We start from the raw sequence: 13,013 nt of genomic DNA on the forward strand, positions 1-13,013 counted from the left end.
AGGTAAGGTAAAGGCTTTACTGTAGAAAACGTGCAGAGAGCCGATCGCCGAAAAGCATGATGGCGAGACCGCCCAGCATGACCAGCATTCCTCCCAGCCTCAGCAACGAGACTGGCCGCCTTACCGCGCCCAGCAGGCCAAAATGGTCGATCACCTGTGACGAGAGTAGCTGCCCGACAATCGCCAGCCCGAGCAGGGCTGAAAAACCGATTTTTGGTGCGAGCACGACATAGCTGAATAATGCGCAGGCACCGATCAGTCCGCCCATCAGGCTCCATACAGGCTGCGAAGGAATAGCTGCAAGGGAGATGAATAGCCCTCCACGCAGCAGAGAGTAAATTCCGAGGCTGAACGCCCCGGCAGCAAAGGAAAACAACGCGGCGGTGACCGGATCCCCTCCGAGCCCTTTAGCAAGCTGACTGTTCAGTGTCGTCTGAAGGGTAATACCCAGACCTGCTGCAAAAGCTATCACATAATAAATCGCGCTCATGTCGTTCGCCTCTGTCAGTTTGCCTGGACCAGCGGCAGGAATTTTTCCGCAAAAATGTCTGGCTTATACCCTGCTGCCGCAAAAAGGTGCTCGCGAGATTCATCAATGGCGGCGCGAAGGCGGTCGCTGTCGACACCCAGCACTTTGCCGTTCTGCTTAACGATGCGCCCGCCGATCATGACGGTATCAATGTTGCTGCGTTCCGTGGCATGTACCACCGTGCCGAAGGCGTTTCCGTTCGGATAGAGGTTTATGTCGCCGGCATTAATAAGGATCATGTCAGCCTGTTTGCCTGGCGTCAGGCTACCTACTTTGTTCTGCAGCCCTGCACAGTAGGCGCCGTCGACGGTCGCTGCCTTGAGAAGCTGCGCTGCCGGGAGCGTTGTCAGCGAATGGTCTGAGCCACAGCAGTGCTGCTTATGCATGCCCATAACACGCTGCAGGTAAAATGCCACGCGCATTTCCATAAACATGTCGGTGCTGTATGAGGTTTCATTGTCAACGCTAAGGCCAGGTTTGATACCATGACGCAGCGCGGCCTCAATAGCGAACATCCCGCTTTCGATGCCATAGTGCGAATCAGAGCGCGGACAGACATTCACCCGGACACCGGCTTCCCTGAGAATTTTCCATCCCTCGTCCGGCAGCGCTGTGCAGTGATTGAAAATATTGTCCGGTCCCAGTAAGCCCTGCTGATGCAACGATTCAAGCTCGGCGCTCATTTCAGCCCCAAAGAATTCAGTGACAATGGGTAGCCCCAGTCGGCGGGCTTCAGTCCATAATTCCGGCTCCAGCTGTGCCATGACTGCGAGAGACACCAGGCTTTCAGGGTTGTTCCGGAAATACTTCTCCTGCAGTCTCTGCCAATTACCCGGCCAGTGTGCTCTGTCCCATTCTCCTGATACCGGGGCACCGGAGGCATGAATGGCACGAATGCCTGAATCAAGCAGGGCCTCCACGGCAGCGTCCGAGTGTTCAGCTGTGCGGCTGTTGTGCGAATTATCAATGATGGTGGTGATACCTGCATCAATAGCACCGAGAGCAGTCAGCAGGTTACCGACATAAATATCAGACGGGCGATAGTATTTCGCAAACGAAAAGTGCGTGGCATTGCTGTAGTCTTCCAGGCAGGTTGCATTCGGGTTGATGCGGCGCAGCTGTCCTTCCCATGAGTGGCGATGAGAATCGACCATGCCCGGCATAGCAATCATGTTCGTGGCATCAATGATATGGGCACCCTGTACGTCAAGATTCTTTCCCACCGCGGTAATGGTTGATCCGGTGATAAGAATATCACCGCGTTCAATATTACCGATGCTCTCATCCATGCTCAGCACCGTTGCGCCACGAATCAAGGTCGCTGGCGGTGTTACAGTCTGGTTTTTAACAATATTTCTGATGTAATCGGTCATTAACGTTGCCTCATTCCTGAATTATGGGGAAACGATACGTCATGACATTTAACCCAAAAAGATGTTTAAACTGTTTTCATAATTCATAATTTACGAATAATAAGATTCACGCTTTGCACGGAGCAGGACAATGGATCGGATACAGGCGATGCAGGTTTTTTTACGTGTAGCTGAGGCCGGAAGCTTTGTACGCGCAGCAGAAACACTGTCGCTACCTTCTTCCACCGTCACCAGCACGATTAAAAATCTGGAGAAATATCTGCAGGTGCGTCTGCTTAATCGGACGACAAGACGAGTGAGCCTCACCCCTGAAGGCCTGCAGTATCTTGCCCGGTGCCGGGAGATCTTGTCGTTAATTGAACACACTGAATCCAGCCTGACCGATTCTCTCAGGCGACCTCAGGGTCGGCTACGGGTGGATATGCCTGGGGGGATCGCCCAGTTCATCGTGATGCCAAATCTTAAAGACTTCTACCGGCTCTACCCGGATATCTATCTGATGATTGGCATAAGCGACCGGCAAGTTGACCTTGTACAAGAAGGCGTGGATTGTGTCATCAGAACCGGAGAATTAACTGACTCCACGCTGGTTGCCCGACCGCTTGGGCGGTTTCGCTGGGTAACCTGCGCCTCTCCGGACTATCTCAGGGAATATGGTATCCCTGAGACGCCAGAAGCATTATCGGAGCATCGAGCGATCCATTATTTTTCCGCTTCGGGAAGACGAAAGAATGAACTGCGTTTTACGCGTGGTACTGAATCGTTTTTCGTCCCCGTTAAAGGTGATGCGGCCGTTAACGAAACAGGGATTTATATCAAAATGTGTCTTGAAGGTTTCGGGCTTGCGCAGCTTGCTGAGAATATTGTGTCTGAACATCTGCAGAAGGGAACGCTGGTCGAGGTTCTGGTTGAATGGCAGCCGCCTTCAGTCCCGGTTACCTTGCTGTACCCACATCAACGCTTCCTTTCTCCCACGGTACGTGCTTTTGCGGACTGGGTAGCCGGAATCATTTAAATTTGCCGCTACGATGTGCGAACGTCTGCTTTTCGCTCAGAGCAGACGTTCCTTATCTCTGGCTATGTTGATCCTCGGGCAAGAGGTCATAACGCTGAGTTTATCAACCGGTGATGAGCCTCAGCTAACTAAATGGCCCTTTAATGCTTTTTCTCAATCAAAAGGTATGGATGCGCCCAGTCAGTTACTTCTTCGTATGAAACAAATCCATCGTGCTCCAGTGCGCATACCCCCTTGTGGCTGATGACGTAATCATATACAGCGCGGCTTTCCAGACCCTGTAACATGTGCGACAACAATTTTCGGCGCATCACATCCGACTTCCAGCGTTTACGTGATGCCTTATCTTTCCAGGTGATGTTGTAAGGCTGCCCTACCGCATTAGTAACGCATTTACCGTAACGATTGGTTTTTGCTTTGGCCTCGTAACTATCCAGCAAAAAAGCCAAATCTCGCCGTAAAGGCTTCAGAAGGCGTTTCCATTGCTTCAAGACTCTTTCAGCCTCTGCCTTACCTAGTTCACGATTCAATAAGCGTCTTGTGCTGGATTTAAGTGATAGGGTAACAACACCAGCATTGAATACACTGGAAAACCGAAATTGCTTAACCAGTTCTTCCGCAATACGTAGTACCCGGCAGATATAGCTCGTTTCCAGCACCTCCAGAGACTTGGCCGAAATACCAATACTCAACAGCTCATGCCGCAGAATCTCAAGCTGGCATCCCTTGATGTCATAATTGACACCACGCGCCAGACACACCCACTTCATACCAGAGGGCAAGCTCTGAAAGCCAGTACCAACTTCAAAGGATCTCCCGCCAATGTACGCAGTTTTATACGATTGCCTGTAAGCTACCGTTAACGGTGACTCTTTCACCAGTTCCACACCTGTTTCAGCCAGTCGCGACAGGAAGTTGAAAATAAATATTTTGTTCTTCTTCGTGGGATTCTCGTTATAGTAATCCAGCAGTGCATCCAGATTGATTTCAAGCGGCTCAAGGTTGTTCCAGACACTCACTACCAACTCCCTGAAGGCAGCGTTAGGGATATCGCGTTTAGACTGCTTGTGTTTAGCATGCTGCCCACGGTCGATCGCAACTCCAATCAGATCATCAAATGAGTAGCTTTTACGCTTGGTGAAAATGTCTGTCAGATAATGGTAACGATCCTTACGGCTAAGGTATGCCTCGCGATCGTTACCAAACAACTTACGTAGGACTCGTTGAGAAACAGCATATTCCCGGCATAAATGGTTAGTATTTGAATACCCGGTTAGCTTGATAATTCCCGCGGTTGCCAATGCCTCCATTGCACGATCATAGGCTGGCCCACTTTTCTTAAATACTCCGGGAAGTTTATCCCTACCCAGCTCAAACGGCACTGGCACAGAATAAGACCATTTTTTATTCGCTTTAATCTTTGCTTTCTTCTTATTCTTACGACTACAGGTAGCCACACATATAACATGCTGAAGAAATACAGCTATATTGCGAAAAAATGGACGCCGTAAACTTGGCACACCATTATAAGGAATACTGAAAACGACCGACTTGAAATAGTCCAGCGTTGAATCTGTCACTAGGATATTGTTATGCGTAATGTATGGTTTCATAATTCACCTGTATATTGAGATCAAAGCACCATGCCCTGACCCCATTTATTTACAACTGAATTACGCAAATCTTGTGTGAACCCAACAAGGTTCAGATGCTGGATAATGATTATAATATTGGAGGCTGGAGCCTCATGATAGCTGATACTGGATAATGGCTATAGTATGTAATGATATATATACAATAATATAGAGATAGAGTGTATACAGAGCATAATAGATACGTCTATATACCTTGTAGACGTAAATAGCGATTAAATATCAGCTTGGTCAGAATGGGATTAGCGGATACGTAAAACGTTACCGGTTATTAAGCGGTGCAACTTCCTCCCAGTGATATTCAATAGCGGTTGTAGACACATGTTATTCTCTGGTTTTATTCTTTTGAAACCTCGAATTTGCTCAAAACCGCCGCTCCTTGCAACCATCAGAATAAGGGGAAACCATCGCCGATTTCCCCCTACCATTGTACGAGATGCGAATCGGACACTAAACAGCAGCGGTAGTTAGCTGGTCTACTAGGTCAAAATCCGGCAACGTTGGGCGGTCTGGAAGGGTGTTTTTTTGCAGGTCACTCATTTCAGTTCTGCCTGTTAACCGATTAATCAGTGAAGTAACTGGCCTCTGAATCTGCCGGACTGGCCTCCGTACAACAGGCTGATGACGAAGCGGACTGCCCCCTTGCTTAGGGATGAATTGCTGATGAAGAACCGCAACCCGACTCTGCGTTGAATGCAGAATTGCACAGCCAGAAACCAGGTTCGCCTACAAAGCCGCAATCACTAAATCACTAAATCACTTTTTTCAAAGCGCTAAATGTTTTCATCATAGTTAGCCTGCCAGTGCTGAGTAGTGTTGATCACCCATTTTCAGCAACTAGGCGAGTTAACGCATCTACATACCCTCCCGATATCCTCTTTGAACGATTTCAGCGAAAAGCTCATCAACAAACCTTGTTGCGTGAAAACTCCGTTATGGCAATATGGCTACTAAAATGTCCTAAGGGAGGGAATCGCATGGCAGCTAAAGAACGTTACTGTTATCAAATCCTAAAGAGTCACTCGGTGGTTGTAGATTTTGATGGACAGCCACACCTTACCAAAGTACCAGGCATTGTTGAGGGAGAAACATTCAAGCAGTGGAAGATGAGAGTTCTTGGCCCTGATGTCGAAAATGTAGTTATCTATGGCCCATATGAACCTACACCCCAAACTCGGATGCATAATGTAAGGGCTGTGAACTCTGCCAGTAATGTTGAACGCATGTTCAGAGCGTTTGGGAAAATTAAAGATAACAAAAAGCAGAAAGCTATCGATAATGCTATTGCCGATACCACTGCCAGATTCTCTGTCGTCCCGCGTGAAACACTGGAAGATTTAATTGCTGAAAAAAAACATAGTTTAGAACCGTCAGTTCAAGATTTTTTTAATCGATTTATCGAATCGAACAGTAAAAGTGAAGAAAACATTAGCATTGAAAAATTGTTGAATGAGCTTATTGACAACTACAACAAGGTTGCAAAAATCTTTAGAGAAAAAATGTGACAAAATAAAAAGGCCTGTTTTACCAGGCCTGTTTTTATTTACTCATTTAGTGAACTCTGTCAATTTACTCAGGACAAAGCAATAACGCCGATCTATTACCTTCCCTTCATAACTGATTTGTACAGTACTGTATTCCTTTTGACTATCTGACAACAATATATTTTTTTGAGTTAAACTCCGAAGCACTACTTTACGTGTTTTCAAACTCATAATCTCATTGATTATTTTTGCATCAATAGCAAGTACCTTTTTCTTTTTCACCTCGCAAATAACAACAGGTGTATTTTTAATAAGATCTTTATTCAACCCGTCAATATTAATTACATTCAATTTCTCGCCAGATTTAAAAATACTTAGAATCTCCGCTGGCAATAACGTAGAAACATCAGGTTCTGGTGAGCATGGCTTATCCAATGAATCATGGTAACACTTTGAGATACCATTCAGAATATCTTGTTTTGTAAATGGTAATACTCCATATTTTATCGCCACGCAGCCCGCTACATAGGCAACAGCGAAGCGTTTGGCAAACCTGACCTTTATGCCCGAGTTAAGGTCAACATTGTTTTTTTCTAAAAAAAACGCAATTCCTTTTTCTAATGTACGTTTAAGCTTAACAGGTTCATTCTGATAGTCCTCAACCAGACGTTTTAAATATGCGGGCTTGGCTGAGCCATAATAGCTATGAGTTGCATCTTTGATTGCATGGACAAGCTCGTTAGCTGATTTAATACCTTCTGGCAGCGATTCAAAGATACCCATTCCATGCCCAGCATCCGCAGGAACATCAATTACACGGACATTTTCACCTTCAAGACGTTCAACTTTTCCTGAAACAGCCAGTTGCTGGAGGCTGCACTCACCCGTACTGAAAATACTTACCTGCCATTCAGCAACTTTGTTCTCATACATTGACGAGCGTGTTTTTCCTTTCCCTCCAGAAAGCGTATACACACGGTTTTGCATAACTTTAGCGGCTGTCAGCAAGTCTTTATCTAACAGCTTCGACTCATCAAGGACAAGGTAGCTGTCATTATGTGCAACGGCTATCTCCTCAAGTCCTTTGTCTGTGTTGTTCCATAACACGACAACATCTTTAGGTGCTCCGGCTAATGACGCCAGCATGTACGCACTGGAGGTTTTCCCTATACTGCTCATCCCCCATAAATGAAATCCACCGCCTTCTATACCTAAGAGATTGAGAATAAAGCCGGAGTAACCACAGCACAGAGCCAGCAAAATACGCGAGCTGTGCAATGCATATGGAGCAACATTCGCTTTCCATAAATTTAATGTCCCCAGTTTTTCTTCGACTGGTAAATGATTTTTCGCGTTGGGGTGTAATATTGGTTTATCCCCCTTAACGTTGCCAATAATTTTATCATTAGCGCGTAAATAAGCATCACCATAAAAACCAGGTTTATAACACAATGTGATTATTTTATCTGTTTCCTTGACAATTTCTTGATGGGCCCGAACCCAATATTCTTTACTGACATCAGGATTGTGTCCAAATTTTAGTAAGTTTTTTTTCAACTCCAGAACACTCACTAACGCTGCCGAAGGGACAAGTACACGAGTTGACTCCAGCCCTTGCGAATCAGTTACTTTAATAAGCCGGTATGCAACCGGGCATAATTCGGAAATCCTTGTGCGCGCCAGTAATTTAACAAATAACACTTCTTCTTTTTGATTTAATTTCTCTTTATATTTTTTCATTTACTTTCCTATATTGTATTTAAAGATCCCGTTCACCATTACTATGATTGGCATCATAATTATGGTGAACGGGATCCCCAGTATGATTTCTCATACAAGATTATTTTTTGAATAACGACCGAAATATTATGCAATTGGCTCATTCGCCAATAAATTATTTTCTTACTTCATTATCAAATGATCACCATACTTCCTTACCTTATACATAAAGGTTAACTCTGCGATCCCAAGAGAATCTAACATAAGAAGAGAATCAGCATGTTGCTTACTCAGCAGACGATACTTTTTTGTCCAGCGCTTCCTTTTTCTTTCCTTACCGCCTTGTATATAATAATCATCATACTGTATTGATTCGACTCGCCACCAGATAGCTTTAAACCGATAACTCACCTGTCGTACAGGATTTTTTAAGTTACTCACGAGCATAGGGCGGTTTATTACATTTTTTCGCGTATTCATATTCCTCTTATTTTTCATCCTGGCACGAAGGTTTCTAATAGCCTGTTTGTCATTTTGAATAATGAGATGAAAATGCGGCACCCATTTATTAATATCCATATGAAAATCCATTTCAAACCCGCCAATCACCATTGCAGAAAAACCGCACTCTTTTAACCAACGTTTAAGTCGTGCTATTAATGTATCGAGTCTCCATTTTAATAATTGATCATCACTAAACGCATCCTGATAGAAAATCAGGGTCGCACTTCGCCATTTCTTGCGTTTATTACATAAACGAAGTACCTCTCCAATTATTTCCAACCGGTGTCGTCTGAAGCATTCGGGACATGCAGCACTTCCACAAGGTTCTCCAGGCCAACAATTTTCAAGCTTTATTGCCAGTTTTAGATAGTCCCTTTTAGCCAGCCGCCTTCCAGTAATTCGTAATGATTTTATACGCTTTGATTTTTCTTCGCAGGCATCATTGATAGTCTCAAACTTAGGAAGCAGCCTTTTAATCTCTTTTGCAAGCTTCTTAAATCGCAGGTTATCTGGATGCTGAATCACCGCTCCTTGTCTCTTCGCTGATAGAATTTTCATGTGAATTTTCCATCGTTGACAGACTTACGGCCAGAAATCCATGTTTCTATGTCTTCTTCGAGCCAACCGACACTACGACCTTCTGGTGACAGACGAAGCTGCGAAGGAAAGTGTCCTTTAGACATTAATCTATAAACAGATGATCTTGAAATGCCACAGCGGTACAAGACATCATGAATTTTCAAAACACGTTTTATTGCCATGGTTCCTCCTGAAATCTGATGGGAGTATCCTAAACCATGGTTTTTAGGGGGTTCCGTAGGTAAAAAGTAAGAATAGATCAATCCCTTCCAGAGCAATCGTTTGCGGATTAAACATCAATGTTTTGAAAAAAATCATGTAAAAAACCCAAAAAGTTAATCATTTGATTTTTATAAATAAATATTTATAATTTTTTTCTCAGGCCACTTGGTGATTGATGCAGCATATTGTTGAAAAACAAAATCAGAATAACCCACTAATGAAGGGGCTAGTATTATGTCCGATGAGAATTTAATACCGGTTTATCCTGAAATTGGAGCAGATTCCCTAAGAAAGCTGAGAATAATTGCTTCGCAGCTCTATCCTGACTGGGTAGAAGAAGATAAAAAGAGTGGTGAACCGCTGAATATAACCCTGAGCTACTGCATTGAACTGGCCTATAATCTGCTTGAAAAGTCCCTCGAAAACCATCCCCTCTACGATATCCTGCCTCCCCCCAAAACGGTTAAAGCCCAGACCCTATATGGGATTTACCAGCGCATAACTACGCTAAAAAATAACGGCAGCACAACAGCACAGATGGTGGCTTATTTCAATCGGGCGCAATTTCCCACCCCGGATGACCTGTTCGCAGACAAGCCTCTGACTGCCGCGGTCCGGAAGCCATCACGCTGGCTTAACCGTGATGTGACTGCACTTATTACCCGTGATGGGCAGCCCACCCAACTGCTGAGAGAACACCTGGTGGAACTGAACGAGCGCGGACAACGAAAAAGAAGGCCGGGAGCGAAAAGTGTGCGTTAGTTTCGCGCGGACCCAGTTACAGGACGAACTATATTAGCTATTACCAGCACCTAATCCGTCTGCTAGCACTGATTTTCATACTTTCACCACGATAGTCATAGCGGGTAGTCGTGGATATGTCGCTGTGCCCTGCCAGCTGGCGTACGGTATTAATATCCACATCCTGCTCTAACAAGCGCGTAATGAAAGTCCTGCGCATATCGTGAGGAGTAAAACGCGTAATGCCTGCGTCATGCTGTAACTGCTCCAGGATGCCGGTTAAACCGGTTGTTGTCAGCGGCTGGCTGGCAACCCTGCCGTTGCGCTGAATGCGGTTAAACAATGCATCCCCGGCCTCTTTCACGCCACTGGCTTTAATCCATGCGCGGATGGCTTTATCTACCGCTGCCGCAACGTGTATCTCCCGGTATTTACGCCCCTTCCCCTGTCTCACTGTAAGAATGCCATTGTCATAGTCCCGGCGTTCAAGGCAGACCAGTTCCCCGGCCCGCAAACCCGCACCGCAAAGTGTCATGACAATGGCAACATCACGACAACAGCGGATATGTTGCGGATGCCGTTTAGCGGCCCGAATGAGTGCACGAACCTCCTCCCGGCTGAGTGCCCTCCCCTTGCGCTGGTTATCGCCATTGACGCGCTTAACTGCCCGGATACGGGCAAGGGTGTCCGCCTCCAGGCAATTGAGGTTAAAGGCCGTCTGCGCAATGCCCCGGAGTGCTGACAACGCCATGTTGACCGACGACACGGCGTAACCGTTATCCAGCAGTGCCGCGCGTACTTTAGCGACAGCGGCGAAGCTAAGTTGCTCCCAGGGATAACTAGACGCATCCGCTCCGCGTTTGAGTATGCTGGCGCTACGGTTTAACAGGCTGGTGATACCCCTCCGTCCCGACGGAGCAAGACCGCCGATATAGGCATCCAGCACGGTGGTTTCCACCACCGGCGTGACCTGGCGCAGCGCAACCCTTCTCATGCGTTTAACCTGTTATAACATGTATTAAACCAGGTAACTGTCCGCATCACACCAGCCCTCGTTCAGCCAGTGACACCGTCTCAGCCCCGGCCACAATAAAGTGGTCCAGCAACCGCACATCCAGCATTTGCAGTAGCTCCTGCAGCCGCTTAGTTATCTGGATATCGCACTTGCTGGGTTCAGCCTCGCCGCTGGGGTGGTTATGCACAAGGATGACAGCGGCGGCGTTATGCCTGAGTACCCGCTTGATTACCTCCCGGGGATGAACGCTGACCGTATTTAACGAGCCCCGGAACAGCATTTCCCGATGCAGAAACTGGTGCTGGTTATCGAGCAGGATAATGCCAAACTCCTCATGCTCCAGCAGGGCCATTTCATACATTACGCACCGTCGTACATCATCAGGAGAGCAAAGCTGAACGCCACGCTGGTAGCACCGGCTGATAATGTCGCGCGCCTGGTCCAGGATGCGGGTTTCACGCAGAGTAAACGTCGTCATGTTCAGAACTCCCGTTCGATGAAGTAAATGGCTTCGGGAAACAACTGGCGGCGGGTCGCACCAGCACGTAAGGAGAAGGCTTTGCGGGGCATGGAGGTTCGCCCGTTGCTGTCGAAGAACCAGAGCGTTTCTTCGTCCATTCTGGTGATAAGGGACCAGTGAAACTGGTCGCTGAGCATAATCAGCCGGGAGTGGTCTGTGACCGCCAGAAACCGCCTCATTTCACTGAAAACCCGCCCTTCCACAAGACCGCGACTTCCGTCGAAAGGTTTGGTTATTTGGACCGGAAACTGGCGGTGGTAGTGGCCTTTCCGGAGTACCTGCGTAATCAGCCAGTCGAGCCGGTTTTCATCTATCCCTTCGGCCAGCCATTCATGCAAAGGCCAGCGTTGCTGATAGGCCTGAAGAAGTCGGTTCATGAGTGGTTTTCGCTTCACCCGACCGTCATACAGCCAGCTCAGCATATTCACCACACAGTACGCGCCGCAAAGACAGTCAAGCTCTCCCTGTACAGACGCGTGTATCCCTCTGTTAACAGTCACAGATAATGTCTCCATCAATAATTAGCTGTCAGTGTGGCGGGATTAGCTTTCCCACATAACGGTGAGGGTGTAGATATTCAGAAAGTGGTAATGAACGAAGTTTCTTTGCCAGAGTGCAAAAATGTCACGCCCTTCCCCTGGGGGTAAATCACCGGCATAGGACAGGAAGACATAGCGCTGGCTCCAGCTGATATCGATTTCCTTTTCGAGCTCCGGGTCTGTCCCCATATATTTGAAGTCAGTGATGTAATCGAAATACCATTCATCGTTGCGGGAAATAAGCCTTATTTCGACCGGGTGAAAACCACCATTCTTAGCACTGTAATTGATATCTTTGAACAGCAATGTGACAGCACGAATATTCGGTTTAACTGGCGGCTTTTTACTGAGTTCAGCCAGTATAATATTAATAAGTTCCTGACTTACGGGCATGAACAGCCCTTCCTGACGGATAATATTCATCGTATTTATTCCGGTAAATATGCGTTTGGATTGATGATACAAACCACTAATTAACCCTAACCCGTACTGACTTTTCAGACGATAGACGTCCTCCCGCCAGAAGGGATATAAAATGAAACATTAAGTTGGCTATTAGTTTATACATCAGTTACTGAATAATATGACACTATCCAGTAATGACATTTTACCAGGAATATACTTCTAAAGCAAATAATTTCGCATAGAAACTAATTTTAAATTTATTTTATGAATTCATCTAAAAACAGGAGGAGGCTTTTCCTTTTGCCGTAATCCAATTTGTTCCAGACTTGATCGAGGCGTTGTTTTAATTCTTTATCGAGCCCAGATAGATAGTCAGACGGGATATCAGAAACATTCAGATCATCCATGCAATCAATAAAGAACCAACTTATTGGTGTCTTTAGAGACATTGCAATTTTAACTAAATGCGCAACATTGATCTTATTCGTTCCTCGTTCATAGCGGGAAAGTTGTTGCTGCGATATATCGATAATTTCTGCAAGTTCAGCTGCGGTTAACCCGGCTTCTTTACGTCTGCTCTGAATACGCTGTCCTACCAGCTTATCAGCTGAATCTGCCACCAGTTTAACCATCATTTATTCTCCCGTCCGTCCATAAGCGGAAGTTTGGGTCTTTTTTACTCTTGCATGAACATCACTAATGACCTTAAAATCCAA

14 protein-coding genes are annotated in these 13,013 nt (G+C 46.1%); 3 read left to right on the forward strand and 11 right to left on the reverse strand.

Annotated features, from left to right (window positions below):
- Positions 1-16 precede the first annotated feature (16 nt).
- Both ABGA49_RS13255 and ABGA49_RS13260 read right to left on the reverse strand, forming a co-directional pair.
- Positions 17-490 (reverse strand): DMT family transporter, encoded by a 474-nt coding sequence (locus ABGA49_RS13255; protein WP_347665649.1) that lies wholly within the window; start codon positions 488-490, stop codon positions 17-19.
- A 14-nt stretch (positions 491-504) separates the two neighbouring features.
- On the reverse strand, positions 505-1,902 hold the full coding sequence (locus ABGA49_RS13260; RefSeq protein ID WP_347665650.1) for an amidohydrolase family protein: 1,398 nt from the start codon (positions 1,900-1,902) through the stop codon (positions 505-507).
- A 130-nt stretch (positions 1,903-2,032) separates the two neighbouring features.
- Here ABGA49_RS13260 and ABGA49_RS13265 point away from each other — a divergent pair, with 130 nt between their 5' ends.
- Positions 2,033-2,917 carry a LysR family transcriptional regulator gene (locus ABGA49_RS13265; RefSeq protein WP_347665651.1) on the forward strand — a complete coding sequence of 295 codons (885 nt, stop codon included), beginning with the start codon at positions 2,033-2,035 and terminating at the stop codon, positions 2,915-2,917.
- Positions 2,918-3,057: 140 nt separating this feature from the next.
- Here ABGA49_RS13265 and ABGA49_RS13270 read toward each other — a convergent pair whose 3' ends face one another.
- Complete coding sequence (locus ABGA49_RS13270) at positions 3,058-4,530, reverse strand: hypothetical protein (protein ID WP_347665652.1); 1,473 nt, start codon at positions 4,528-4,530, stop codon at positions 3,058-3,060.
- 1,016 nt (positions 4,531-5,546) lie between these two features.
- Between ABGA49_RS13270 and ABGA49_RS13275 the strand changes: the two genes are divergently transcribed.
- A complete protein-coding gene (locus ABGA49_RS13275; RefSeq protein WP_347665653.1) occupies positions 5,547-6,074 on the forward strand; it encodes a hypothetical protein in 528 nt (175 codons plus the stop codon).
- A 42-nt stretch (positions 6,075-6,116) separates the two neighbouring features.
- Here the strand turns inward: ABGA49_RS13275 and ABGA49_RS13280 are convergent, their stop codons facing one another.
- The 3 genes from ABGA49_RS13280 to ABGA49_RS13290 all read right to left on the reverse strand — a co-directional run bounded on the left by ABGA49_RS13280 (position 6,117) and on the right by ABGA49_RS13290 (position 9,037).
- Complete coding sequence (locus tag ABGA49_RS13280; RefSeq protein ID WP_347665654.1) at positions 6,117-7,793, reverse strand: DUF927 domain-containing protein; 1,677 nt, start codon at positions 7,791-7,793, stop codon at positions 6,117-6,119.
- 162 nt (positions 7,794-7,955) lie between these two features.
- Positions 7,956-8,834, reverse strand: coding sequence for a hypothetical protein (locus ABGA49_RS13285; RefSeq protein ID WP_347665655.1), 879 nt, complete (start codon positions 8,832-8,834; stop codon positions 7,956-7,958).
- Positions 8,831-9,037, reverse strand: coding sequence for an AlpA family phage regulatory protein (locus tag ABGA49_RS13290; protein WP_335256181.1), 207 nt, complete (start codon positions 9,035-9,037; stop codon positions 8,831-8,833). Before ABGA49_RS13290 ends, ABGA49_RS13285 begins: the two co-directional genes overlap by 4 nt.
- 274 nt (positions 9,038-9,311) lie before the next feature.
- Between ABGA49_RS13290 and ABGA49_RS13295 the strand changes: the two genes are divergently transcribed.
- Positions 9,312-9,839 (forward strand): hypothetical protein, encoded by a 528-nt coding sequence (locus tag ABGA49_RS13295; protein ID WP_335256182.1) that lies wholly within the window; start codon positions 9,312-9,314, stop codon positions 9,837-9,839.
- 40 nt (positions 9,840-9,879) lie between these two features.
- Here the strand turns inward: ABGA49_RS13295 and ABGA49_RS13300 are convergent, their stop codons facing one another.
- The 5 genes from ABGA49_RS13300 to ABGA49_RS13320 all read right to left on the reverse strand — a co-directional run bounded on the left by ABGA49_RS13300 (position 9,880) and on the right by ABGA49_RS13320 (position 12,929).
- Positions 9,880-10,812, reverse strand: a complete 933-nt coding sequence (locus ABGA49_RS13300) for a site-specific integrase (protein ID WP_347665656.1) — start codon at positions 10,810-10,812, stop codon at positions 9,880-9,882.
- A 46-nt stretch (positions 10,813-10,858) separates the two neighbouring features.
- On the reverse strand, positions 10,859-11,311 hold the full coding sequence (gene radC / locus ABGA49_RS13305) for a DNA repair protein RadC (protein ID WP_048993054.1): 453 nt from the start codon (positions 11,309-11,311) through the stop codon (positions 10,859-10,861).
- A 2-nt stretch (positions 11,312-11,313) separates the two neighbouring features.
- Positions 11,314-11,775 (reverse strand): hypothetical protein, encoded by a 462-nt coding sequence (locus ABGA49_RS13310; protein ID WP_347665657.1) that lies wholly within the window; start codon positions 11,773-11,775, stop codon positions 11,314-11,316.
- Positions 11,776-11,895: 120 nt separating this feature from the next.
- On the reverse strand, positions 11,896-12,315 hold the full coding sequence (locus tag ABGA49_RS13315) for a DUF2787 family protein (protein ID WP_347665658.1): 420 nt from the start codon (positions 12,313-12,315) through the stop codon (positions 11,896-11,898).
- A gap of 239 nt (positions 12,316-12,554) precedes the next feature.
- A complete protein-coding gene (locus ABGA49_RS13320; protein WP_347665705.1) occupies positions 12,555-12,929 on the reverse strand; it encodes a helix-turn-helix transcriptional regulator in 375 nt (124 codons plus the stop codon).
- Positions 12,930-13,013 lie beyond the last annotated feature (84 nt).

Source organism: Kosakonia sp. WA-90, assembly GCF_039871955.1.
Taxonomy (GTDB): Bacteria; Pseudomonadota; Gammaproteobacteria; order Enterobacterales; family Enterobacteriaceae; genus Kosakonia; species Kosakonia oryzendophytica.

Excerpts from the sequence above, each read along its gene's own strand:
- ABGA49_RS13285 (WP_347665655.1), bottom strand. The coding sequence starts at position 8,834 with ATGAAAATTCTATCAGCGAAGAGACAAGGAGCGGTGATTCAGCATCCA.
- radC (WP_048993054.1), bottom strand. The coding sequence starts at position 11,311 with ATGACGACGTTTACTCTGCGTGAAACCCGCATCCTGGACCAGGCGCGC.
- ABGA49_RS13255 (WP_347665649.1), bottom strand. The coding sequence starts at position 490 with ATGAGCGCGATTTATTATGTGATAGCTTTTGCAGCAGGTCTGGGTATT.
- ABGA49_RS13320 (WP_347665705.1), bottom strand. The coding sequence starts at position 12,929 with ATGGTTAAACTGGTGGCAGATTCAGCTGATAAGCTGGTAGGACAGCGT.
- ABGA49_RS13280 (WP_347665654.1), bottom strand. The coding sequence starts at position 7,793 with ATGAAAAAATATAAAGAGAAATTAAATCAAAAAGAAGAAGTGTTATTT.
- ABGA49_RS13270 (WP_347665652.1), bottom strand. The coding sequence starts at position 4,530 with ATGAAACCATACATTACGCATAACAATATCCTAGTGACAGATTCAACG.
- ABGA49_RS13290 (WP_335256181.1), bottom strand. The coding sequence starts at position 9,037 with ATGGCAATAAAACGTGTTTTGAAAATTCATGATGTCTTGTACCGCTGT.
- ABGA49_RS13295 (WP_335256182.1), top strand. The coding sequence starts at position 9,312 with ATGTCCGATGAGAATTTAATACCGGTTTATCCTGAAATTGGAGCAGAT.
- ABGA49_RS13315 (WP_347665658.1), bottom strand. The coding sequence starts at position 12,315 with ATGAATATTATCCGTCAGGAAGGGCTGTTCATGCCCGTAAGTCAGGAA.
- ABGA49_RS13300 (WP_347665656.1), bottom strand. The coding sequence starts at position 10,812 with ATGAGAAGGGTTGCGCTGCGCCAGGTCACGCCGGTGGTGGAAACCACC.
- ABGA49_RS13265 (WP_347665651.1), top strand. The coding sequence starts at position 2,033 with ATGGATCGGATACAGGCGATGCAGGTTTTTTTACGTGTAGCTGAGGCC.
- ABGA49_RS13310 (WP_347665657.1), bottom strand. The coding sequence starts at position 11,775 with ATGCTGAGCTGGCTGTATGACGGTCGGGTGAAGCGAAAACCACTCATG.
- ABGA49_RS13260 (WP_347665650.1), bottom strand. The coding sequence starts at position 1,902 with ATGACCGATTACATCAGAAATATTGTTAAAAACCAGACTGTAACACCG.
- ABGA49_RS13275 (WP_347665653.1), top strand. The coding sequence starts at position 5,547 with ATGGCAGCTAAAGAACGTTACTGTTATCAAATCCTAAAGAGTCACTCG.